Raw genomic sequence first — 23,168 nt, forward strand, 5'->3', positions numbered from 1 at the left:
GACTGACAAACCATTCAGGGCAGGGACTGCCCGACGAGCTTGGTCCATAACCGTGGCTGGTAAGAGCACGGTCTTCCCAAGAAGCTCCCACTTCAATTTGTGAAGCAAATAAGTGGCGAGTAGTTCACGGATAAATGAACATGTTTAAGCACGATAAACATGTTCATTTTGTTCTGAGATGACTATGTTTATCAAGGAAATGAGTAGGAAATGAACGAATTAGACGGACAAGGGATTTCAAAATGTAACTCGAATGTTGGATCGATGACATGATTCGAAAGGTGACAAATATGACCGTAACTACATTTGTTGGTGTGTTAATTTTAGGTCTCTTACTGTTAGGGTTGGGAATTCTCTCAAAAGATCGAAGATAATAAATTCAAGTGAATGAATGGGAAAAATGGATTCCTTTAGAGTCTATGCCGGCACGTCTGTGCAAAGAGTCACTATTGGACGATGGAGATTCTTTGCGAATTATCTTAAGGGGCGAAACCGAGGGGCAGAAATATTCATTTCTGTTTGATGGTCTTGTACTTTCTTATCGAAACTCGGATGAAGGCTCACGAATGAGGATGTTAGAGCATCAGCATCAGCATCAGCATTATGCACATCTTCAGTACGGGAATTGGACGTTATTCAAAATGAAAAATTCTAGTTATCTGGAATGGTTTGCCCAAGAATCTTTGGAGCGGTATGAGGGCATAGTTGAAGTGGAACACTATGTTTTTCTTACATCAAATGATGTGATTGAAGTGCTATCCACTGATTCTCCGACTATAACAAAGATTGTTTAACGTAGAATTTATTCTCCGTCCAATTCTTTCATCATCTCTTCGAATGAGATTGCTTTCGATTCCTTTTGATGATGATACATCGTTTCGTGATATCGATTTACGTCTCTTTCGTTTTGAATATGTTCAATCATCACATCGCGAATGAAGGTAGACAGGTGCAGCTGTTTCGCTTCTACATATTCCTTGATGACGCTCGCATCTTCTTCATTGAGATGGATATTTATTATTTCCATCACAGACACCCCCTTAATCTGATTATAACCGATTGTACACTGCATTCTTGACGACCTCATCCGCTCTTTTCTGTACACTAGAACCAGGAGGCGAGAGAAGCATGTCAATCATTGAATTCAAAGATGTGAGTCATCAAGACATCCTGCATCATGTGTCCGGGACGTTCCGGGAAGGACGGATTACGACGTTCGTCGGACCGAGTGGCGCCGGCAAGACGACGTGTCTGAAGCATATCAACGGGTTGCTGTCACCAGACACGGGCACGATTCTATTTAAAGGGGAAGACATCGCGGAGATGGACATCCTCGAGCTACGAAAGAAAATCGGGATGGCGTTCCAAAGTGCGCCGATGATTCAAGGAACGGTGTACGACAACTTGAATCTACCGAAAGCCATCTTCGACGAAACACTCGACCGTGACCGAGCCGCTGAGCTATTGCATCATGTCGACTTGAGCGAGGCGCTCCTCGACCATCCCGTCAAATCACTGTCGGGAGGGGAACGAAGCCGGGTCGCCATCGCCCGGACGTTCGTCAATAAGCCAGACGTGCTCTTGCTCGATGAGATTACGGCGAGCCTTGATTATCGGACGGTGAAAGAAATCGAGCGACTCATTCGAAAACTGCAACAATCGTACGGTGTGACCGTCATCTGGATCACCCATGATCTCGACCAGGCGCGGCGGGTGAGTGATGACATGTGGTTCTTGAAAGACGGGGAACTGCTCGCCTACGGGGACGCATCGTTCATCGATGAGTCGGATGACCCTGTCGTTCAGCGATTCGTCAGGGGGGAAGATTGATGTCATATATTGAACTTGCGACGGCGCTCGTCTTTGTCGTCATCCCGCTCGCTTTGACACTCGTCCTACGACTCGGACTCGAACGTGATATTGTGATCGCAACGGTCCGCTCCATCACTCAACTGTTAATCATCGGCTATATCTTGACGTTCGTCTTTGAGAGCGACAGTCCGATTTTCATGTTATTGATGATTTTACTTATGATTGGCGCGGCGACACAGAACATCATCAAAAAAGGGGACGGGATTCCGGGGATCACGTGGATGATTGTCTTGACGCTCGTGACGATCGAAACATTGACGATGGGCCTCATGCTCGGACTCGGTATCATCCCATTTGAGCCGGAAAAGGTCATTCCGATCAGCGGGATGGTCATCGGGAATAGCATGGTGTTGTCGCTCCTGTTCTTGAACAAGTTCAAAGACGAGGTCGAACGGAGTGACGACGTCATCGAACTTATTCTCTCACTCGGCGGAACGCCGAAAGTGGCCATCGACCGCAGTTTGAAGAATGCGATTCGCACGAGTATGATCCCGACCGTCGAGGCGCAAAAGACGATGGGGCTCGTCCAGTTGCCGGGAATGATGAGCGGCCTCATCATCGGGGGAGCGGACCCGATGGAGGCGGTCCTGTACCAACTCTTGATCCTCTTCTTGATTTTGACGACCGCCTCGATCTCGGCGACGCTCGTCGGCTATTTGGCGTACCCACGTTTGTTCAACGAGAAGATGCAGTATATCGGACTGACCTATCGGAAGGGGGAATGAGGAATGATTACAGGGATTCATCATGTCCAAATCACGATTCCGACTGGCGCCGAGCAAGATGCGAAGGCGTTCTATTGTGACTTTCTCGGTCTACGTGAAATCGACAAGCCGGAGTCGCTGAAGGGGCGTGGCGGGTTTTGGCTTCAAGTCGGCGACCGTTCCGTCCATGTCGGGGCAGAGGACGACGTGGAACGACAGAAGACGAAAGCGCATATCGCGTATGCTGTGACGGATCTAGGTCACTGGAAGGAAGCGCTTCGAGAGAACGAGATTCCTTATTCCGAAGGCATCCCGATTCCAGGGTTCGACCGGTTCGAGTTCCGTGACCCGTTCGGCAATCGGGTCGAGATGATTCAAGCGCTCTGACAAAAGGAGCATCCATCGCGGATGCTCCCTTTGTCGTTCTTCAAGAAATACCGAACAGGCGAGTCACTTGTTCCCATTCGGATGGGTAGGCGTTGCTGCCATGATGCTCGTGAATGAGTGTCCCGTTCGTGTATACGCTGAGACTCCACTGTGTGCCGTCTAGCGTACAAACCCCTTCCGGTTCTTCGAAGATGGCTGGCCACCAATTCGTGCCAAGCAGGTGAAACGCGACACGCATCTGTTTCGCTTCCTCTCCCTCGTAGTATTCGAATTCGAAGGGCTCGGTGATTGACGTATCGGACCGCTCAATGTGTCGAAGGACGGTGCCCCTCTCAAAAAAGGTGATCGTACTCACATCATACGTGCCAAACCCACCGACGCGGAAGATCACCTCGACCATCGATTCTTGAGGACGACCGATTGCCTGAAGGGCGCGCTTTTGGAGCGGATGTTCGACGAAAGAAGAGGGAATGTGATAAAGGGCGCGAAACGTTTTGTCTTTCATGAAACTTCAACCTTTCCCGGGTATAAGATGCCCCGAGTATAGCGGAATCTTCTGATCGAGGTAGATAAAATAAAGGACAAGGTACGAAAAAAGCACCTCTTGAAGAGATGCTTCAAGGTTAATACACTTCGTACGTCTGTCCAGTCTGCGCGCCTTCGACGCTCTTCACATAAGCGAGGGCGACCCGTTCACCCGGTACCGCCTCGTAACCACGGAAATAAGGACCATACGCATCGAGCGCTTCGACGAGGACGTTTGGGCTGACGTTGTTGATGCGGATGCCCCGTGGCATCTCAATCGCCGCACCGGTCACGAATCCTTTGATGGCCCCGTTCGCGAGTGCCGCCGATGCGCCTTCTTTGATGGGGTCGTCCATCAAGATTCCGCTCGTCAGTGTAAAGCTACCACCATCGTTCACATAATCGAGCCCGAGAAGGACGAGGTTGACTTGTCCTTTGATCTTGCTGTCGATACTCTTCTGATTATCCGCCGGCGTCATCTCGGAAAGCGGTCCGAAATGCGTGCTGCCCGCCGTGCTGATGACCGCGTCGACCCGTCCGACCGTCTCATACATCTGGCGGATACTGTCTTCTGATGTGAGGTCGACTTTGACGTCTGCCCCGTTACGCCCAGCCCGGATGATCGTATGTGTTTTCTCCAACTCTTTCGCGACGGCCTGACCGACCGTACCGCTTGCCCCAACGAGTAAAATATTCATATGAAACTGCCCCTTTCGTCACGCTTAGATTCCATTTCAGAGTAGCGGAAGATGAGGACGTTCGGCAATCAAGTTGCCTCTTTCGGGACGACCGTACCTTGATGGAAACGCATCTTCCAACGACCATCCACGAGTACCCAAATCGAGCTACGACGTGTTTCGCGCTTCAATGCCGGTTGAACGAGACGATACGTCACGAAGACGTGACCTTCCGTCAACGGGTGTAGCGTGAACTCGGATACTACGGCCTCAATCGGATCGAACTGGAGTGTCGTCTGATCCCAATTTTGATACAGTAATCGTCCCGAGCTAACGATTTCAAAGAAATCGTCGGTCAACAGTTCACGCAATCGCTCCGTCGACTGCCTGACTTCCGTCGTGAGTAACGCTTCTTCACGTGTTTGAATATGATGTGTCAGCTGACGGCTTCCTTTCGTTGTTGATTCATCACGATGACGCCGAGGACGATCAACAACAGACCGATTCCGTTCAACGCCGAAAGAACTTCCCCGTACACGAACACCCCGATGAGTCCCGTCGCCACCGTCCCGAGTCCGGCCCAGATGCTATAGGCGATACTGAGTGGGATCGTCTTCAAGACGATGCCCATGAGGGTGAACGAGGCGGCGAAACTGATCAAGAGGATGACACTCGGCACAAGATTTGTGAATCCGTCCGACAGCTTCAACATCGACGTCCCGAGCACCTCAAAGCTAATGGAAAAGAAGAGTAAGAGATAGGCTTTCATTTCGATTCACCTCACACTTTCATCAAGACGAGCCCGATGATGACGAGCCCGATCCCGGCAATTTTTTGACGACTCACATGTTCGCGGAAGATGACGAACCCGATCACGGCCGTGAGTGCCGTCCCGACCCCGCTCCAAAACGCATAGGCAAAACTGAGCGGAATGGTAAAGAGGGCGAGCGATAAAAGATAAAACGCCGTCCCGTAGCCGATGACGACCCCGAGAATCGGGAGTCGGCTCGTCGAGGTGGCACTCACTTTCAACATGCTCGACCCGAACAGTTCTGAAGCGACCGCCCCGACCAAATAAAGGAATCCCATATCAAGCATCTCCTTGATGAAGCGCGTCACACGCCTCATGGATGAGTGTCGCCGCACGCTCCTTGAACGAGTCGCTATATCCATAGGAAGCGGCGAACCAAAGGCCATCACAGAGGAGTCGAACGTTCAAGACCGCGTCCTGGTCGGGTCCGTCGGCTGCGAACCGTTCGTCCCAGTTACCTGAAACCGCACGCCAAATCGATTCACTTATTGCATCTTCCTGTGACGAGATGAAGACGGCGATGAGGTCCATGTCCCCGTGATCGACATCATCCAACGTCGCGAGGGCATAGGCACGGGTGAACGGGTACGGACCGTCCGATAGGTGGTCGCTGATCCGTCTCTCGAACGTCTCGATGGCGAGCTCGTTCATCTGGCGCAACAAGTTGGCCTTGTTGTCGAAGTGGTAGAGGACGCCGGCCTTCGTGATCCCCGTTTTCATCGCCAACCGTTCGAGCGACAACTGACTGATGCCGTCCTCTCGAATCATGTGGGCGGCCGTCTGAAGCAACATTTGTTTTTTACTCATGGAGTAGCACCTCACTTTACTTTACTGACCGTTCAGTAAAGTTATCCTATCAAATATGTTTTGAGGTTGTCTAGCCAAACGATGGATGGAATAATGTGGGAAAGGGGGAGCTGACATGGGTTCACATTTGATGCATCTCGTCATCGCGAACGAGATGTTACCAGAGTTGTCGGAGATCGATGAAGTCGCGTTTTTGCTCGGAAGTCTCGCACCGGATGCGACGACGGAGAAGGGGACTTCGCATTATTATGCAGGGTGTCATGAGGATTTGTCCCGTCGACTAGACTTTGAACAATATTGGCGGGATAGTGAAGATGTAGAGATGTCCTTTCGACTTGGATACTACGTGCATCTCGTCGCGGATGAGATATGGTTGCAAGGGTTCTACAAAAGCTGGCTGAAGGAAATCATTACTCAAAATCCAGAGAAGCAGGTTTCCTATTATGCAGATTTCGATGCGTATAACGCGCGTTTGTCGGAGCGTCTCGGATCATTCGACTTTGAACGGTTGAAAGGGAATAAAGAGCTCATTGAACTGGTTGAGAAAGTCGAGCAGGACGCGGCGATGACAGAAGAGGGGACGTACACAATGTTCTTGCCGCACCAGTTCGATGGCTATGTCGATACGTGTGTCCGCCGCTGCCTGGAGATGGTCAAACGGAAGCGAGCGATGCTCGTATGAACAAGCGATACGCACCACTATACGCAACGCTCGGACTCTTTATCGTGACGGTGATCACCTTCTTCACCTTGAACGGTCGAGTGTTTCCGAACCTTGAGCTGATGACGGTCATCTGGGTATATCTCGCGATTGACATCGCCTTGTTCACCACGTTGATTTGGGGACTGTTCACGAAGGATCGAATCATAAAAATCTACACGCTGCTTGCGACAATCGGATTGATGATCCCATTGTCGATTTGGACTTTTTTGTTGCTGTTGGCGAACGGGATCTCGGAGGCATGAGTGGGATGGAACTGCCTAAACCAACTCCATTTTTGATGCGCCGTGTGCCGTTTTTCTTCTTGTATGCCCTTTGCGGTCCGATCGCGCTTCTCATCTTGATCATTTACTGGCGAGACACGCCGACTGACGATCGAGGACCGTATTTGTTTTTCTCGGTCGTGTTTTCGTTGTTCTTCATCACGAAACTCATACCGGACGGATTGTTGAGTATCGTGATTTTCTCAGCGACGTATACGTTCGTCCTGTTCGTTACGTATATCATTCACGGTCGAAAGAGACATCACCATGACGACGAGTGACTTTGAAAGTGGACCTCTCCACTTTCTTTTTTTTTGCACTCTTAATGGAAAGGGAAATTTTCCTAGACAAATTTGTTCAATTTGGCATTGCGTATCCTAATTTTGTTTGTTATGCTACTTGATGAAAACGACAATGATAATCATTATCACTGATAACGAGAACACAATACTAGACATACATACCCGATGTGGCTCGTTCTTGGTGAGAGAATCATTGAAATCTACATACAGAGGAGATGGATGAAGTGGGGAAATTCAAGATTTCACTCATGTTGACGTTGCTCGTCTTCGTACTCGCCGCATGTGGCGGAACGAATGAGACGAAGAAAGAAGAGAGCGTCGACGGTGCAACAAAAGCGGAAACGGTCGAGATTACGGATACACATGGCACGGTCGAGGTACCGGTCAATCCGGAGAAGGTCGTCGCCCTTGATAACCGGACGTTCGAAACATTGGCAGCGTGGGACATCGAGCTCGTCGGGGCGCCGATCGGTCTCCTTCCTGCTGATTCACCGTACGCTTCAAACGAAGAGATCGCGGACGCAGGGATGCATTTCGAGCCGAACTTAGAGGCGATCGCAGGGGTTGACCCGGACGTCGTCATCGTCGGTCAACGTTTCGCTAGTTACTACGAGGACATCAAAAAGTTGGTACCGGAAGCGACGGTCATCGACTTGAACATCGACATCCCGGAAGATGCGGGCACACCGGGTGAGATTTTAGTTAAAGGCTTGAAGGACACGACGCTCACACTCGGGCATATTTTTGACAAGAACGAAGAAGCGGCACAACTCGTCGCCGACCTCGACAAGTCGATTGAAGACGTCGCATCAGCATACAACGAAGATGACACGGTCATGTCAGTCATCGTATCAGGTGGAGATATCGGGTTCTCTGCGCCGATGACAGGTCGTGTGTTCGGACCGATGTACGACATCTTCGGATGGGCTCCGGCGCTTGAGGTTGAAGCCTCGACGGGTGACCATGAAGGAGATGAGGTTTCAGTCGAAGCCATCGCGGAAAGCAACCCGGACTGGTTGTTCGTCCTCGACCGTGACGCGCCACTCGGTGACGCAGAAGGTGCGGTCCCTGCGGAAGACGTGATCAACAACGCACCCGCTCTTCAAAAGACGACGGCTGTCACGGAAGACAACATCGTCTACGCACCGAAAGACACATACTTGAACGAGTCGATTCAAACATACTCAGAGTTCTTTAACAGTGTCGCAGCCGCACTTGCGAAGTAAGGACGTGCCTGGTGCAACAGTTGATGAAAACAAGGGTTGAGACATTGTCTCAGCCCTCTTCTAGATTATGGACGAAGTCGTTTACGTTCGCCGTCGTGTCGGTGTTCGGTTTAGCCGTCCTCTCTCTGTTCACGGGAGTGTACGACTTGAGCGGCGACTTCGATATGTTTTGGATCACCCGCGTGCCACGGACGGTCGCGCTCATGCTGACGGGTGCGGCGATGGCGATGGCGGGGCTCGTCATGCAGCTCATCACGCAAAACCGGCTCGTCGAACCGACGACGACCGGGACGCTCGAATGGGCAGGACTCGGCCTGCTCACTGTTTACTTACTCGTACCGGCACCGAGCCTCATGATGCGGATGACCGGGGCGATCGTCTTCGCATTCATCGGGACGATGGTATTCTTCTGGTTCTTGCGTTCGGTCAAACTCCGTTCGTCGCTCATCGTGCCGATCATCGGGCTCATGCTCGGTGCGGTCATCTCTGCCGTCTCGACGTTCCTCGGCCTGTTCTTCCGGGCGAGCCAGGCGATCGAGGGCTGGTTCGTCGGTTCGTTCGCCTCGGTCCAGATCGGGCGTTACGAATATCTGTGGGTCATCGTCGTCGTGACGGTGCTCATCTTCTTGTTGGCGAACCGTTTGACGCTCGCGGGGCTCGGGGAAGACATCGCGACGAGCCTCGGTGTGAACTATAACCAGCTCATGATGATAGCGACGGGGCTCATCGCCTTGTCGGTCGGGGTCGTGGCGACGGTCATCGGGAATTTGCCGTTCCTTGGCCTCATCGTCCCGAACCTCGTCTCGATGTTTCGCGGGGACGATTTGCGTAGCAACTTGCCGTGGGTCTGTCTCGTCGGGATGGGGGCGATCCTCGTCAGTGACTTGATTTCTCGGACGATCATCAAACCGTTCGAGCTCCCCGTCTCGCTCATTCTCGGGACGGTCGGAGCGGTCGTCTTCATCATGATTTTGATGCGACAACGTAAGAAGGGAGGGGTTCGATGAGTACGGTCATAGAACGAGACGGTGTCGAAATGTCAGTCGAAGAACTGAAAGAAGCCCGTCACGCCTCGGCGTTTCAATCGAAGCGGGCGAGCAGGCGCTACTGGCTCTTTTTAAGTGCCTTCATTCTCGGCGGACTACTGTGCGCCCTCGGCCTTCTTCTTTATAACAATCCCGTCCCTGTCGACTCGCCGTCGTTTATTCCGGTCGTCGAGCGTCGTGTCGTCTCGATTGTGACGATGTTGATCGCGGCCCTCTGTCAAAGTCTTGCGACGGTCGCGTTCCACTCGGTGACGAACAACCGCATCATCACCCCGTCGCTGCTCGGGTTCGACGCGCTCTATTCGACGATTCAGACGAGCATGGTGTTCTTCTTCGGGGCAGGGGCGTTGATCGGATTCTCGGGGACAAGCGCCTTCTTGACACAAGTCGGGCTCATGGTCGGGATGAGTCTACTCCTCTATGGATGGCTCTTGTCGGGGAAATATGCCAATCTTCAGCTCATGCTCCTCGTCGGGATCATCATCGGGACGGGACTGAACTCGGTGTCGTCGTTCATGCGCCGCATGCTCGCCCCGTCCGAGTTCGATATCCTGCAAGCGCGACTGTTCGGGTCGGTGACGAATGCGGACGTGGCGTACTTCCCAATCGTCATCCCGATCGTCATCATCGTCGGGATTCTCCTATTCTTGTTCTCGAACCGACTCAACATCGTCGCACTCGGCAAGGACGTCGCGACGACGTTCGGGGTGAACCATCGGATGAGCGTCATCTATACGCTCGTTCTCATCTCACTCCTCATGTCCGTCTCGACGGCGCTCATCGGACCGCTCACGTTCTTCGGGTTTTTAGTCGCGACGCTCAGCTACCAGGTCACCTCGACGTACGACCATAAGTACGTCTTCCCGATGGCGTTCGCCCTAGGGTTCTTCGTCCTGACGAGCGCGTATTTCTTTATGTATCACATATTCCAGACGCCAAGTGTCGTCTCCGTCATCATCGAACTGTTCGGCGGACTCATCTTCTTGGCCGTCATTCTAAGGAAGAGGTCGCTATGATTCAAATCGAACAAGTCAAAAAATCGTATACAGACGACGTCCAGATCGGACCGCTCACGCTCGACATCCCGAAAGCCGGCTTTACTTCACTCATCGGACCGAACGGGGCGGGCAAGTCGACGACGCTCATGATGATCGGACGGTTGCTCAACTTAGACGAGGGGCAGATTCAAGTCGCCGGGATGGACGTGTCGAGCACGAAGTCAAAAGACTTGGCAAAAATCATCACCATCCTGCGTCAAGAGAACCATTTCGTGACAAGGCTCACCGTCCGGCAACTCGCCGGGTTCGGCCGCTTCCCGTACTCGAAAGGACGGCTCACGAAAGAGGACGAGGCGATCATCTCGAAATATATCGACTTCCTCGACTTGACCGCGCTCGAGAACCGCTATCTCGACGAGCTCTCAGGGGGGCAGCGACAGCGTGCGTATGTGGCGATGGTGCTCTGTCAGGAGACGGAATACGTCCTCCTCGATGAGCCGCTCAATAACTTGGACATCGCCCGTTCGGTACAGATGATGGAGTATTTGCGTCACGTCGCCGACGAGTTCGGACGGACAATCGTCACGGTGCTCCACGACATCAACTTCGCGGCGAAATACTCGGACCGCATCTGTGCGATGAAAGACGGGCAGATCGCTGCGTTCGGGACGGTCGACGAAGTCATGGACGCAAAGATTTTATCGGATATTTTTGAGACGAAACTGGAAATCATCGAAGGGCCGTACGGGCCGATTGCGGTGTATTAACGAAAGGGAGGATTCACATGAAAATTGACTGGACACCAATCACAAAGGTCGTAAACGAGGCACCCGATACATACACGTTCCATCTCGCCTTGCCGCCTGAATTCACGTGGCAGGAAGGGGCGCACACGCATCTCGCGCTCGAAGGATTCAACGCCGGGGATATGCCGGACCGGAGCCTCGTCCGCCATATGTCGATCTCGACGTTGCCAAACGAAGGGGCAATCGGCATCACGACCCGTATCAAGTCAGAATGCTCGACGTTCAAATCGATCCTTCGCGACATGGTACCAGGGGACAAGGTCGCCTTGTTCAAGACACATTCGAACGTCCCGCTCGAACGGAGCGGGAAAAACGTCTATCTCTTATCGGCTGGGGTTGGACTCGCGACATTCCGTCCGGTCGTCCTCGAGTACTTGGCGAACATGGAAGGTGTTTCGCATCTCCATTCGTTGAACGTCGACTCGTCGAAGGCGTATCTGTTCGGTGACGTCTTCGAATCGAACGAGCATTTCACATCAGAGTTCGTCCCGAGTCGGAAAGATTACTATGAACGGGTGGAGATGATGGCATCCGACAAGGACGCCTTGTTCTATATCGTTGGTAGTGATGAGCTGTTGCGTGAAACGATCCAGGTGCTCCGGTCGAACGGGGTGGCATGTGACAACATCAAGCTCGACAAGCATGATTTTCAGCGAGAAGACTTTTTGAAATAATGATCAAACCGGGGAATCTGTCCTCGGTTTTTTTAATGTCTACCTTTATACTTTAATCAAATGATTATTGAGGGGGCCTGAAAGTGGAACTTTTTTATATAGTGCTTATTGTCCTGTTTATTTTCGTTATTGGATTAGTGGTGCTGAATAGACGAAAGTATTCTGTAGTAAGCTTAACAACCTCATCTATTGAAATGGATCAATATGAAGATGATCAGAGGATTCATTTAGTGAAAAATAAAGATTCTGTCCAATTGGTTCCTGTTGATTTTGAGAATATCGAGGCAAAGGAACCGATTGATTTAAGTTCGGATTGGACTTCATCTTTAAAAGAAATTGTCAAATCTGCCGGAATTTCAACTGCTGTTCAAATGATCAATCGGAAACAAGCATTTGAACTAGTGTTCACACCAGAAACGGAAGCTGCTATCAAAAAAGGAATATATGAAGTCAGTAAATCTAAGGACAAAGGATATTATCGTGCTTTTGCAAAGAATGGTAAAGCTATTAAAGAGCATGCGAATCTGAAAAAGATTAATCCTTTGCAAATGCGGATGCTATTACTTAGTGTAGCAACTACTGTAGTTGCACAAGAGCACTTGAAAGAAATTAAAAAGTCATTAGACAACATTCAAAAAACATTAGACAACCTTGTTGCTATGAAATTAAATGACTATCATGGACAAGTGAGGAGTTCATTTAATTACCTTGATCGTGTTCAGGTTTTTATCAAAGAGGACTCAGTTGACTATAAAATAGTCCAGCAGCTGGAGTATAACTATAAAATCGATATCGATTCACTTTATGCTCTTTTAAAAGATATTGAAATGCCTATAAATAAGTTGAAAGAACTAAAAAAACGCACCGTTGTATTTAAAGAAGCAGACAAACTGAATGCTTTAAAAAAAGTGATAACGGAGTTCCAGGAATATGAGGAATTGATTTACATGTTCCTTTTAAATTCTCAAGGTGCAATACATGCTATGCGTATGTTAGGAGATCCGGAGTCTACTATCGTACAGGCTACCAATCACTTAAATAAAATGAGTCAAGAATTTGAAGAAAAAAGATCTGATTTTCATTCGTCCCTTGAAAATTATGAAAAAGAGTTTAAAGTACGCTTGGCTCTAGAAAAACGGGAACGACATCAAATCCAACTCATTTCAGAAGAACGGACTCAAGCGACCCAATTATCGATGTCTCGCCCGGTTACTTTGAATTTCAAGGCAGAAGTCGAACGGCAAAAGATTTTTATTGTTGCTGATGGGGAAGAAATGAAAGTATTGGCACAACCAGACAGATGACACTCAAACCGGGGACACGTGCCCCGGTTTTTTCGTGCACAGCTGGACGAACTGTTCGAAGATGCCACGTCCGTCCGGTGTCCCGATCGACTCGGGATGGAACTGGACGCCGTACGTCGGATGGGTCGGGTGCTCGAGTGCCATGATGACGCCGTCTGCCGTCTCGGCCGTGACCGTCAGTTCGGTCTCTTGAACGACGAGCGAGTGATAGCGCATGACGTCCATCGACAATCCTTCGAAGAGGACGCCAGGCACCGTATTGATCCGAGAGACTTTCCCATGCATGACCTCGTTCGCCCGTCCGACGACCCCACCGAACGCCTCGGCGATGACTTGATGGCCGAGACATACCCCGAGAATCGGGACGTAGCCGGACAGTTCCCGGACGACCGCGAGCGACACACCGGCATCTTTTGGACCGCCGGGACCGGGGGAGAGGATGATGCCGTCCGGGTTCATGCGACGGATTTCTTCTATTGTATGTTCATCGTTCCGGATGACGCAGACGTCACTGAAGCGGGCGACGTCCTGATAGACGTTATACGTGAACGAATCGTAATTGTCGATGAGGAGAATCATGCGAACACCTCCAAGAGGGATTTGGCTTTATGCAATGTCTCTTCGTATTCCGATACAGGGTCCGAGTCATAAACGATGCCGGCGCCGGCTTGAACGTGGGCCGTGTCACCTTGGACGACCATCGTTCGGATGGCGAGGGCGAAGTCGAATCCACCGCGGACGTCGAGATAACCGACCGCCCCGGCGTACACTTCCCGTTTCACCGTCTCGAGCTCGTCGATCAACTGCATCGCCCGAATCTTTGGAGCCCCGGAGACGGTACCGGCCGGCAGACAGGCACGGAGGGCGTCGATTGGCGTGACGTCATCCCGTAGGTCCCCTTCGACTTCCGAGACGAGATGCATCACGTTTTTGAATCGCTCGAGCTCGATCTGTTTCGGAATGGTGACCGTGCCGACTTTGGCGACCCGTCCGATATCGTTCCGTCCGAGGTCGAGGAGCATCCGGTGCTCGGCGAGTTCTTTCTCGTCTTTTAGAAGTGATGCCGCGTGAGGCATGTCTTCCTCATCGGTCTTCCCGCGTGGGCGCGTCCCGGCGATCGGGTTCGTCGTCACTTTTCCGTTCTCGACCCGGACGAGACTCTCGGGTGATGCACCGAGGACGATCGCTTCCCCGAGGTCGATGTAGAACAAGTACGGACTCGGATTTTGTTTCCGCAGCGTCCGGTAAAAGTGGAACGGGTCCCCGGTGAACGTCGCATCGATCCGTTGCGACAAGACGAGTTGAAACACCTCGCCCGCAAGGATCGCCTCTTTCGCCTTTAGCACGCGGTCGATAAATTCATCCTTCGGTGTCAAAATCTGTTCGCTCGTCCGAACGACCGGTTCGAGAGCGTGCGTTTCCGGTGTCTCGAGCTGTTCACGGATGGACTCGAGTCGCATCGTCGCATCCGTCTCACTCGTATCAAGCAAGATGACCTGTTCTTCGAGGTGGTCGTATAAGACGACCGTCTCATAGCGCTGGAAGAGGGCGTCCGGCAAATCACGCGTCACGGTCGGTGTCTTCGGGATCGGTTCATACACCCGAAGCAAGTCGTAGCCGATATAGCCGACGGCACCGCCGATGAACGGGTACGGTGCAGTGAAGTCGTCACGGCTGATGTGTTCCGACAGGGCATGGAGCGGGTCGTCCGCATAGATCGTTCCCGTTGCATCCGTCACGTCGTTCCCATCGACCCGAATCGTCTCGACCGGATTCGCCGCGATGATCGAGTAGCGCCCGTGCTTGCCTTCCGCGCGACTTTCGAGTAAGACCTTTCGTTCACCTTGCAGTCGGTGGAAGATCGCCACCGGTGTGAGTTCGTCACCATTGATCATAAGTTGTTGCATCCACATCTCCTCCTTAAACTAAAAAAATCTCCCCGTCCCGCATGCCCGATCGGACATGAAGGACGAGGAGATTCCCCCGTGTTGCCACCTTCGTTGAAAGACGCCTCGTCTTCCCACTCATCGCGAACCATCATTCGCTGTCCCCGATAACGGGAGGACCCGTCAGAGCCTACATGTCGGTCTGAACGCTCAAAAGCCCATTCACGCAAGGCACGACACCGGTTCGCATCGACCACCGGCTTTCTGGAGACGTCCCTTCGCGCTACTCTTCTTTCTCATCGCGAGTTCGTATGAATGTTATCGTTACTTTAACGGGACAAAGATATCTTGTCAAGCATCATTTGACCGAGGACGGTCCCACCTGACGTTTGCCGATGAACGTGAACGTGATCTCCAACGCCAGGAGAGGGAGGAGCCACCACTTCGTGAAGAAGAAGAGGGTGCCCCGATACATGAGCCACTCCAGTACCCAATAGGCGAAAAACGTGATCAAAGGAGCGGCGTACAAACGCTTCAGGCGCAGTGCGATGGCGACCCCTAGTCCAATCGCGAACGTTGGGACCATCACGAGCTGCCACAGAAACGGGTCGACGAACTCAAACATGGAGATTCCTCCTTATAACGATTTGTATCCAAGGAAGTACGGGCTCCACATCGGGTCGTGCACCGAGTTGATTTGAAGCATCTCGCCCCCGGCATGGATGAAGAACTCGTCATCGAGCATGATGCCGATATGGGACGGGCCGGATTTGTACGTCCCGGCGAAGAAGATGATGTCCCCGCGACGGGCACTCGTGATGCCCGTCCGTTTGTTCTTGAAATGTCCGCTATACCAATAGCCCGACACGTTCGTGCGACCACCTACTTTGCCGGCCTGGTTCGTCGCATAGTGGATGAGACCGGAACAGTCGAACCCACCGTTCAGCGGGGACTGCGAGCCCCACGTGTACGGCGTCCCGAGATGTTTCACGGCGGCGTTGATCAGACGCTCCTTTTGCGAGTTGTCCCGTTTCTTCAACAAGGCGTCCTGCTTGATGCGGATGTCCTTCGTCTTGACGTAGACGGGGCGCCAGTCGTACTGGATGAGATACGAGTCGCCACTCTTCCCGCGCGGGTAGATGCGACGTCCGGCATCGAGATAGCCGATCGGACGGGTGTCGTTCGGATTGGCATAGAACGGTGTCTTCTTCGTCGTCCCGTAGTGGGCTGCCGTATAGACGCTCGCCGGTTGGATCGCCTTCGGTTTCGTCTCGGCGATATACGGGTTCAACACGTAGACGCGTTTCCCGGACGGAAGGCGGACGTGCCAGAAGTCGGCATCGATCGAGCGGAGCCCGACGAGTTTCGTCCCACGCGGCAACGTGCCGGCCGGACGACCGTACGCGACGTCAGCCGAGAAGTAAGGCGTGCCGTTGAACTGCGTATAGAAGACCGTGCCCGCCTTTGGTTTCGCGGTCGGTTTCGAGACGGCGAGGTAGCCGGTCGCGACGTAGCGATACGTCCCGTTCAGACGGATGCGCGTGTAATAGCCGCTCGTCCCGTACGTTTCGACGACCTGTCCGCGTTTCAAGGAACCGACTTGTTTCACGACGGACGTCGAGGCGTACACTTCGACCTCGTCATAGCGACTGTAACGCGTCCCCGTCGACTCGAAGCGTGGCGGCTTTTTCGTGCTCGTCACGCTCGTCGGGATGAAGTAGTAGTTGCCTTTCGTGAAGATGCGGGTATAGCCGCCCTTCGTCCCGTAAATGCTGACGAGTTGTCCGCGCTTCAGGCTAAGGGACGTCTTTGAGGACAGGATCGTCCGGGCATAGATCGGCGTGTTCTTCGTGATATACCGTTGCCCCGTCTTTAGCGGCGCTGGTTTCGTCTTACCGAGCGATGTCGTCTCGACGAAGAAGAACTGACCGCGCGTGAAGATGCGTGTGAAGTCGCCATCCGTCCCGTAAATGCTGACGAGCTGGCTTCGTTTGAGTGAACCGACGACTTGTTTCTTGTCCGTGTCCTGATAGATGTCAATCGCAGCGAGCGCGTAGCGGCTGCCCGTCTTCTTATAGTACGGCATCGTGTCTGCGAGTGCGTCGCGTTTCATGTAGACGTAGGCCCCGTCCTTGAAGAGGCGGGCCATGTCCCCGATGGTGCCATAGATGCTCGTCTCGTCACCACGGACGAGGGAGCCGGTGGTCTTGCCGGACGCATCGGTGTAAGGAGATGTCGTCAAGACGAACTGGGTGCCCGTCTTGAGCGGACGTGTGCTCGTCGAATCGAGGGCGACATAGCCGAAGCCGTCCGCCGTCACGATCTGAAGCATCGAATCGACCAATAGTCCCTCGAGCGTCTGTCCGGTCTCGAGCTCGGTGACCTTGTCCCCATCCGGAGCGGATAGGACGATTGCGCCTGCTTTCGCGTAGCGGGTCACCAAATCCGGCGCCGTCTCGCCGAGCGCGTCACGGGCGACATACGTTCCGTCCAATGTGAGGAGGAGCGCACCCCCGAGGTCAAAAACGTCGATGACCGTCCCAACTGCGAGTGTCGCGACCGGGTTGCCGAAAGCGTCTAGCGCACCCGTCTCCGTCTGGACATAGCGTGTGACGGCGTGCACCAAGGCGTCATTTCGGACGAATCCGTCTTTCGCGTCGAGCGTGACGGACGTATGCGTCTCGGTCATGTCATGGACCTCGACCCGTCTCGGCTCATCCGTGACGAGTAGAATGCTTGATTCCTCCGGGTCGGCATAGAGGGTCGTGCCGATAGGGAGCATGGCGTTTGATTCGGTCGCCTGTGCGGTCAGTGTCCAACAGAAGGTAAGGAGTAAGAGTAAACTGAAGATTCGTTTCAACATTTCCACCTCGATTCATGAAATTTACAATTTTTAGTATATCGATTATTGATGCGAAAAAGGTTGCATATTTCGATAAAAGGGAAATGATTGAATGATTCGACGTGCGACATTCCACTCGTTCGCTGTTCGTCATCTGTGCTATGATGGACGGGGAAAGGAAGGGACAACTATGGAGACACTCAACATGAAACAACTTTCTGACGACCGGTCGGCCCATCAGGTGGCCGGCGACCTCGACGCGATGCGGGCGCTCATGCACGACTCGTTCCGATATGTCGATTCGAGCGGGCGTCAGTTCGATAAAGAGACGTTCTTGGACCAGTTCGTCGACCCGACGGCGATTCAATGGATCGCGCAGGAGACCGTGACGTTCGACGAGACGGTACGCGGCGACATCGCCATCGTCCAACTGTTGCTCGAGGAGAAGTTCATCCTCGGTACGAACGCCTACGAAGGTCGCTTCTGGATGCTTCATCTCTACGTGAAAGAGGATGGCGTCTGGTTATGGCAAGGCGGACAAGCGACGATGATCAACGAAGGATAAGCCAGTTTCAGACATTCCGAACCAGCGGAGTGTCTTTTTTGTGAAATAAGACAATGTGATTTTCAAAAAAATGTACCTAATTTAGAAAAATTATGTACCTTTTCAAGATTGGCTTGTATATAATATTTTTGTAAACGATTGTCATTATTCATTAGGAGGACTTATTTAGCATGAAGCAACCGAAGTATGCAGCTCTTTTTTTAGCGACTACGCTCGCATTCGGAGGAATCGTTCCTTCAACAGTCGTCAACGCGGAGACGGTCGAAGACGTCACTGCACCTGACGCCCCTGTATTATCAGCACCACTCCACACGTCGAACGCACTCACGATCACGGGTGAAGTCGCGGCGAAAGCGGAGATCATGATCAACGGCAAGACGTACGTCCGTACGATCTTAGAAGGTGGCGAGGCCGTCTTCAAGATGTCCCCGCAGTCGGTCGGGAAAGTGATTGATGTCCGTCTCGTCGACGCGAGCGGTAACATCAGTGAGACGACGCGTGCGATCGTCGCAGAAGACCCGGAAGCACGTCCTGATGCACCGGTCATCAAACCGTTGACGGAGACGTCGCGCGAAGTGCGTGTCGTCGGGGAGCCGGGACAATACGTCGAGCTCACGATCGGCGACAAGACGTATAAAGGGAAGTTCGATGCGAACGGTCTCTATCGTCGTGGGATTGTAGCTCAACCTGCTTACTCGTGGCTCTCAGCGAAGACGGTCACGAGGAAAGGTGCGACGAGCGATTTGTCAAAACGTAGCGTCTACAAAGACCGTTACGCACCGAAGCCAGCAAGATTGACGAAATCGGTGACGGCATCGATGCGTGGCGTGTTCGGAAAAGCTGAACCATATTCGACGGCTATCGTCACAATCGGCAGCAAAACGTACACGGCACCGGTCATGTCACACGGTGGATTCATCGTCCCGATCCCTGCTCAAAAGATGGGACAGAAGATGTCACTCGTCATCCGTGACGGCGCAGGCAACGTCAGTAAGCCAAAAGCGATCACAGTGCAACACGCACTCTATCACAACTTCCATCGTGTCTATATTGAAGGCATGAAGTTGACGCTCCATAAAGAAGCATTCCGTTCAAGTGGTGACACGCGCTACGCCGAGACATTCGCACCGGCCTTTCTCGGTCATCCATCTAAATCAAACCTGAACTTCCTGCTCAACTACTTTGCGGAAGATGGGGAAATCGCAGGGTTTGAGAAGATGACACTCCGCGTTGGGCGCGCGACATACTCACAAAATATCTCAGAAGATGATGTGATGTACGAAATGTATGATGACGGTTCGATTGAAGAGTCATTCCTATTCGACCCGAGCACGAAACTCATCAACTTCGTCGACAAGTACGTCCGTCCGGAAAATCGGATCGTCGTCACAATCGAAGGTAGCGAATACGATGTAGAGTTTAAGTTAGCAGGTGCGGAAAAACGCGCATTCATCCAATCGCTTCAATACGCAGGATACTAATTGAGGGACCGGTGGAGACACCGGTCTTTTATATGCGAAGAGCTACCCCCTTAATAGGATGAGAGACGATTCGACGAACGGTTTGAAACATCGTCGAAACATTTTTGTTACATTTTTGAAACATGAACCGATAAATACCGTAGAACGATGTGGGGCACATGCTCCAACACATATGAAAGAGGGGAAAACATGAAAGCACGATTCAAGCAGTTCGTGGCGATGGTGACGGTTCTCGTCCTCGTCCTCTCGTTCCTGCCGCCAGCACTCGCTGACAGCGGAGACGGGATGACCAATGCCACATTACTCACTCCGGGGGAAGCGGTCGAGTTCACGACCGATACGGACCCGGTCAACACGTATTGGTTCAAGATGGAACGAGAAACGTCCGCGATGACACATATGGAAGTCACGTTCGAATCTTCGAAGCTCGCGAACATCAGCATCTACCCGAGCACCGACATGGCGGCGAAGGATGAGACGTTCGATCGCTACCGGGCTAGTGCTTCTCCGGACGCCGAGACGTCAGTCGCAAAAATCCACTTCCCATATGCATGGGAAGGTCCATATTACATCAAAGTGGAATACATGCCACTCGAGACAATCGATGAAGAGGGCGCGGTAATTCCACCGACGGCAGCAGATGTCTCACTTGGTTATAAATCAGTGAAACTCCCAGTAAAGTATGAAGAAGGAAACGGAACGATGTGTCCGGTCGAATCGTTGCTCCCGATGCCAGAAGACGGCGGGTTGCTCGATATGATTCGTCGCCTGCAAGAAGAGATCCTTGGTGGGTCGAAAGAAGGACGTCAGTTGGAGGCACTTTACTACAAGTCGTCCCCGTACCTCGTCCGTAAGTTGGCATTCGACAAACAGAAACGCCAAGAGGCGTTGACGGACCTTCAGACGTTACGTCCGCTCATCACGTCAATCGTCAACAAAGAAAGTCACACCATCACGAAAAATGAAGCGGCTGCGATCAACCGCATGCACGCCTTGGTCAAATCAAGCGTACCGAGCGGAATCAAGTCGGATGTCAATGACTTGGCTTCATCGGTCGATATGACACGCCTTGCCGGTTCAACGGTGGAAGACGTGTTCGCACAGATTGGAATGGAACTTCAAACGGTGGATACACCGCGTTATATCGTCAAATACAAATCACAACCATCGACATCGATCGGCAAGATGAACGCGATGACGGATGTATCGGCAGAGCGTATCTCGATCGGTCGTCCGGGAGACTATTTCGCGCTCGTTGACGTCGAGTCGGCAAACACGAAGATGCAAGCAAAAGCAAAAGCGACGTTGAGTGCCGATTCAAACGTCGAATTCATCGAGCCAGTTCAGACGTACAAAGCGTTTGCGACAGATTCGAACTATGAGTATCAATGGGCAATCAATGAAAAATCAGTCCTCCAACCGATGAAGTATGCGGGTGTCGGGCTAGAAGGCTATGAGGCACTCCGCCTTCCAGGTCGTTCGATCAAGGTAGCCGTACTCGACACAGGCGTGGATGATCGTCTACTCGACTTTAAAGGAAAAGTCGATGTCGCGAACGGGAAAGACTTCACAGACCCGAACGGAGATGGAAGCTCTCGCGATGAGAACGGTCACGGGACGCACGTGGCAGGTGTCATCGGGGCAGTACGAGACAACGGTGTCTCGATGCGCGGGATGGTACCGAATGTATCAATCCTCCCGGTCAAAGTGCTCGGAGCAGACGGGACGGGTGATACGGATCAAATCGCACTCGGAATCAAATATGCGGTCGATGCTGGAGCAAAAGTCATCAACATGAGTCTCGGTGGCAGCGAAAGTCGTACGATCGGTTACATGTTGAAGTATGCTTATGACCGCGGTGTCGTCGTCGTTGCGGCGACGGGGAACGAAAGTGAACCGGAAGTATCTTATCCGGCCTCTTCGAAGTATACGATCTCGGTCGGAGCGACGAATTCGCTCGGAATCGTCGCAGATTACTCGAATTTCGGATACGGCGTCGATGTCGTGGCACCAGGTTCGAAAATCGCGAGCCTTGTCCCAGATGGGAATGTCGTTTATTTGGACGGCACGAGCATGGCGACACCACACGTCGCTGGCGTCGTGGCCCTCTTGAAATCACAGCACCCGACCCTCTCGGTCGAGTCGATCCGTGCGCTCTTGCAACGGACGGCTGACCCGGTCGCCTTCTCAGGCGGAGATGTGCCTGAAGTACCGGTGGATGAGGAAGATGAGTGGGCATATGAAGACATGAGTGTCGAGTTTTCGTTACCAGTGGCGTATTACGATGTGTTAGGCGGCTTCGGGAAGGTGAACCTTCACCACGCCGAGTCGATGCTCAAACTGAATGCCTCTGGCGCGAGAGCACAGGACAACGCCACGGCGTTCAAGGCGAAAGTCGCGTCGGGGACAAGTGTGCGCGTGTACAAAGGAGAGAAGTTGATCGGACGTGGCACGTCGAAACAGACAATGGCCGCCTTCTCGATTCAACCGCAAAAAGCAGGGACGCTCCTTCGCGTCGTCTATACGAACGGGAAGTATGAAACGAGCGAACGCGTCATCGTGAAAGCCGGCACACGTCCGGGGCAACCGAAAGTGAACACGCTCCGTTCTGGCGCGAAGTCGGTCACGGGTCGCGGTGACGCCGGGATGCGTGTCGTCGTCCGCAACAGCAAGTATCAGTTGCTAGGACGCGGGACGGTCCTTCCGAACGGCACGTTCTCTGTGAAGACACGTGCGCTCAAAAAGAGTGAGACGATCAACGTCCACATCGAGGACTTGAAAGGTCGCCCAGGCAAGATGACGAAGACGACCGTACGATAATCATCATGATGGAAGAGACGGGTATACCGAGTGATCGGGGTACCCGTCTTTTTGTCGTTCACTAAGGGAGAGGTCATGCTCGGTCGACGAGAGACGGAGCGGATTTGCTCCGTAATCGGCGCTAGGCATAAAGTCCTTCCGAGTAGGCAAAACCTGAACGAGATTGTAGCGAACCAGTAGTTGGAATGTCGGACACGATTATGGATATGTTTGGTTTTGTGAAAGAGGTCAATGATTTTATGAGTTGGAAATATGTATGGTTAAGTTTGGTCTTTCAAATTCATCACTGTAAATTAAATGTTATAGGTAATTAATGGTATAAAAATGGTTTTCAACGAGTATTTTAGCTTAAATCGCATAAAATCAACAAAAATCGACCCGTTTCGACATTTCCAAAATAGGTAAATCAATAAATGAATTAAACTAAAATCTCCAAAATTCAAAAACGTTA

Annotated in this window: 27 protein-coding genes and 1 other annotated feature; of the genes, 16 read left to right on the forward strand and 11 right to left on the reverse strand. The window is 52.2% G+C overall.

Annotated features, from left to right (window positions below):
• The first annotated feature begins 383 nt into the window (after positions 1 to 383).
• On the forward strand, positions 384 to 794 hold the full coding sequence (locus KNP00_RS12710) for a hypothetical protein (protein WP_215145842.1): 411 nt from the start codon (positions 384 to 386) through the stop codon (positions 792 to 794).
• 8 nt (positions 795 to 802) lie between these two features.
• On the opposite strand, the gene relB is transcribed toward KNP00_RS12710, so the two are convergent.
• Entirely contained in the window at positions 803 to 1,027 is a 225-nt protein-coding gene (relB, locus tag KNP00_RS12715) for a type II toxin-antitoxin system RelB family antitoxin (RefSeq protein WP_215145844.1), read from the reverse strand.
• Positions 1,028 to 1,128: 101 nt separating this feature from the next.
• Between relB and KNP00_RS12720 the strand changes: the two genes are divergently transcribed.
• The 3 genes from KNP00_RS12720 to KNP00_RS12730 are packed head-to-tail and all read left to right on the forward strand — an operon-like array spanning position 1,129 to position 2,963.
• Positions 1,129 to 1,830 carry an ABC transporter ATP-binding protein gene (locus KNP00_RS12720; RefSeq protein ID WP_215145846.1) on the forward strand — a complete coding sequence of 234 codons (702 nt, stop codon included), beginning with the start codon at positions 1,129 to 1,131 and terminating at the stop codon, positions 1,828 to 1,830.
• Positions 1,830 to 2,597: an ABC transporter permease gene (locus tag KNP00_RS12725; RefSeq protein ID WP_215145848.1), complete on the forward strand. Its 768-nt coding sequence runs from the start codon at positions 1,830 to 1,832 to the stop codon at positions 2,595 to 2,597. Before KNP00_RS12720 ends, KNP00_RS12725 begins: the two co-directional genes overlap by 1 nt.
• A gap of 3 nt (positions 2,598 to 2,600) precedes the next feature.
• Entirely contained in the window at positions 2,601 to 2,963 is a 363-nt protein-coding gene (locus tag KNP00_RS12730) for a VOC family protein (RefSeq protein WP_215145850.1), read from the forward strand.
• A gap of 40 nt (positions 2,964 to 3,003) precedes the next feature.
• Here the strand turns inward: KNP00_RS12730 and KNP00_RS12735 are convergent, their stop codons facing one another.
• From KNP00_RS12735 to KNP00_RS12760, 6 genes are all read right to left on the reverse strand, one after another.
• Positions 3,004 to 3,468, reverse strand: a complete 465-nt coding sequence (locus KNP00_RS12735) for a hypothetical protein (RefSeq protein ID WP_215145852.1) — start codon at positions 3,466 to 3,468, stop codon at positions 3,004 to 3,006.
• Between the two features lie 118 nt (positions 3,469 to 3,586).
• On the reverse strand, positions 3,587 to 4,186 hold the full coding sequence (locus tag KNP00_RS12740) for a short chain dehydrogenase (protein WP_215145854.1): 600 nt from the start codon (positions 4,184 to 4,186) through the stop codon (positions 3,587 to 3,589).
• A gap of 68 nt (positions 4,187 to 4,254) precedes the next feature.
• Complete coding sequence (locus KNP00_RS12745; protein ID WP_240542884.1) at positions 4,255 to 4,536, reverse strand: DUF4440 domain-containing protein; 282 nt, start codon at positions 4,534 to 4,536, stop codon at positions 4,255 to 4,257.
• Between the two features lie 65 nt (positions 4,537 to 4,601).
• Positions 4,602 to 4,934, reverse strand: coding sequence for a DMT family transporter (locus tag KNP00_RS12750; protein ID WP_215145856.1), 333 nt, complete (start codon positions 4,932 to 4,934; stop codon positions 4,602 to 4,604).
• Between the two features lie 11 nt (positions 4,935 to 4,945).
• Positions 4,946 to 5,254, reverse strand: coding sequence for a DMT family transporter (locus KNP00_RS12755; RefSeq protein WP_215145858.1), 309 nt, complete (start codon positions 5,252 to 5,254; stop codon positions 4,946 to 4,948).
• Between the two features lies 1 nt (position 5,255).
• On the reverse strand, positions 5,256 to 5,783 hold the full coding sequence (locus tag KNP00_RS12760) for a TetR/AcrR family transcriptional regulator (protein ID WP_215145860.1): 528 nt from the start codon (positions 5,781 to 5,783) through the stop codon (positions 5,256 to 5,258).
• A 115-nt stretch (positions 5,784 to 5,898) separates the two neighbouring features.
• Here KNP00_RS12760 and KNP00_RS12765 point away from each other — a divergent pair, with 115 nt between their 5' ends.
• The 9 genes from KNP00_RS12765 to KNP00_RS12805 all read left to right on the forward strand — a co-directional run bounded on the left by KNP00_RS12765 (position 5,899) and on the right by KNP00_RS12805 (position 13,123).
• The gene (locus KNP00_RS12765; protein ID WP_215145866.1) at positions 5,899 to 6,465 is read left to right on the forward strand and encodes a zinc dependent phospholipase C family protein; all 567 of its coding nucleotides are present in this window, start codon (positions 5,899 to 5,901) and stop codon (positions 6,463 to 6,465) included.
• Complete coding sequence (locus tag KNP00_RS12770) at positions 6,462 to 6,749, forward strand: hypothetical protein (protein ID WP_215145868.1); 288 nt, start codon at positions 6,462 to 6,464, stop codon at positions 6,747 to 6,749. Before KNP00_RS12765 ends, KNP00_RS12770 begins: the two co-directional genes overlap by 4 nt.
• A gap of 5 nt (positions 6,750 to 6,754) precedes the next feature.
• Positions 6,755 to 7,048: a hypothetical protein gene (locus tag KNP00_RS12775; protein ID WP_215145870.1), complete on the forward strand. Its 294-nt coding sequence runs from the start codon at positions 6,755 to 6,757 to the stop codon at positions 7,046 to 7,048.
• 236 nt (positions 7,049 to 7,284) lie between these two features.
• Positions 7,285 to 8,295 carry a siderophore ABC transporter substrate-binding protein gene (locus tag KNP00_RS12780; protein WP_215145872.1) on the forward strand — a complete coding sequence of 337 codons (1,011 nt, stop codon included), beginning with the start codon at positions 7,285 to 7,287 and terminating at the stop codon, positions 8,293 to 8,295.
• A gap of 23 nt (positions 8,296 to 8,318) precedes the next feature.
• Positions 8,319 to 9,302 carry an ABC transporter permease gene (locus tag KNP00_RS12785; RefSeq protein ID WP_240542887.1) on the forward strand — a complete coding sequence of 328 codons (984 nt, stop codon included), beginning with the start codon at positions 8,319 to 8,321 and terminating at the stop codon, positions 9,300 to 9,302.
• Entirely contained in the window at positions 9,299 to 10,357 is a 1,059-nt protein-coding gene (locus KNP00_RS12790; protein WP_215145876.1) for an iron chelate uptake ABC transporter family permease subunit, read from the forward strand. Before KNP00_RS12785 ends, KNP00_RS12790 begins: the two co-directional genes overlap by 4 nt.
• Entirely contained in the window at positions 10,354 to 11,106 is a 753-nt protein-coding gene (locus KNP00_RS12795) for an iron ABC transporter ATP-binding protein (RefSeq protein ID WP_215145877.1), read from the forward strand. Before KNP00_RS12790 ends, KNP00_RS12795 begins: the two co-directional genes overlap by 4 nt.
• Before the next feature lie 17 nt (positions 11,107 to 11,123).
• Positions 11,124 to 11,819, forward strand: coding sequence for a dihydropteridine reductase (locus KNP00_RS12800; protein WP_215145879.1), 696 nt, complete (start codon positions 11,124 to 11,126; stop codon positions 11,817 to 11,819).
• An 83-nt stretch (positions 11,820 to 11,902) separates the two neighbouring features.
• A complete protein-coding gene (locus KNP00_RS12805; RefSeq protein ID WP_215145881.1) occupies positions 11,903 to 13,123 on the forward strand; it encodes a hypothetical protein in 1,221 nt (406 codons plus the stop codon).
• 3 nt (positions 13,124 to 13,126) lie between these two features.
• Here KNP00_RS12805 and KNP00_RS12810 read toward each other — a convergent pair whose 3' ends face one another.
• The 4 genes from KNP00_RS12810 to KNP00_RS12825 all read right to left on the reverse strand — a co-directional run bounded on the left by KNP00_RS12810 (position 13,127) and on the right by KNP00_RS12825 (position 17,872).
• A complete protein-coding gene (locus KNP00_RS12810) occupies positions 13,127 to 13,702 on the reverse strand; it encodes an anthranilate synthase component II (RefSeq protein WP_215145883.1) in 576 nt (191 codons plus the stop codon).
• Positions 13,699 to 15,030, reverse strand: coding sequence for an anthranilate synthase component I (trpE, locus tag KNP00_RS12815; protein ID WP_215145885.1), 1,332 nt, complete (start codon positions 15,028 to 15,030; stop codon positions 13,699 to 13,701). The genes KNP00_RS12810 and trpE overlap by 4 nt, the downstream gene beginning before the upstream one ends.
• A gap of 55 nt (positions 15,031 to 15,085) precedes the next feature.
• Positions 15,086 to 15,318: a binding site (T-box leader), on the reverse strand.
• Between the two features lie 49 nt (positions 15,319 to 15,367).
• A complete protein-coding gene (locus tag KNP00_RS12820) occupies positions 15,368 to 15,634 on the reverse strand; it encodes a hypothetical protein (protein WP_215145887.1) in 267 nt (88 codons plus the stop codon).
• 12 nt (positions 15,635 to 15,646) lie between these two features.
• Entirely contained in the window at positions 15,647 to 17,872 is a 2,226-nt protein-coding gene (locus KNP00_RS12825; protein ID WP_240542885.1) for a C40 family peptidase, read from the reverse strand.
• A 169-nt stretch (positions 17,873 to 18,041) separates the two neighbouring features.
• On the opposite strand from KNP00_RS12825, the gene KNP00_RS12830 reads away from it, so the two are divergent.
• The 3 genes from KNP00_RS12830 to KNP00_RS12840 all read left to right on the forward strand — a co-directional run bounded on the left by KNP00_RS12830 (position 18,042) and on the right by KNP00_RS12840 (position 22,717).
• Positions 18,042 to 18,416: a nuclear transport factor 2 family protein gene (locus KNP00_RS12830; RefSeq protein ID WP_240542886.1), complete on the forward strand. Its 375-nt coding sequence runs from the start codon at positions 18,042 to 18,044 to the stop codon at positions 18,414 to 18,416.
• Positions 18,417 to 18,586: 170 nt separating this feature from the next.
• Positions 18,587 to 19,897: an Ig-like domain-containing protein gene (locus KNP00_RS12835; protein ID WP_215145891.1), complete on the forward strand. Its 1,311-nt coding sequence runs from the start codon at positions 18,587 to 18,589 to the stop codon at positions 19,895 to 19,897.
• 189 nt (positions 19,898 to 20,086) lie between these two features.
• Positions 20,087 to 22,717: a S8 family peptidase gene (locus tag KNP00_RS12840; protein WP_215145893.1), complete on the forward strand. Its 2,631-nt coding sequence runs from the start codon at positions 20,087 to 20,089 to the stop codon at positions 22,715 to 22,717.
• Positions 22,718 to 23,168: the final 451 nt, after the last annotated feature.

Origin of the sequence: Exiguobacterium qingdaonense, assembly GCF_018617855.1 — a bacterium.
Classification (GTDB): domain Bacteria; phylum Bacillota; class Bacilli; order Exiguobacteriales; family Exiguobacteriaceae; genus Exiguobacterium; species Exiguobacterium qingdaonense.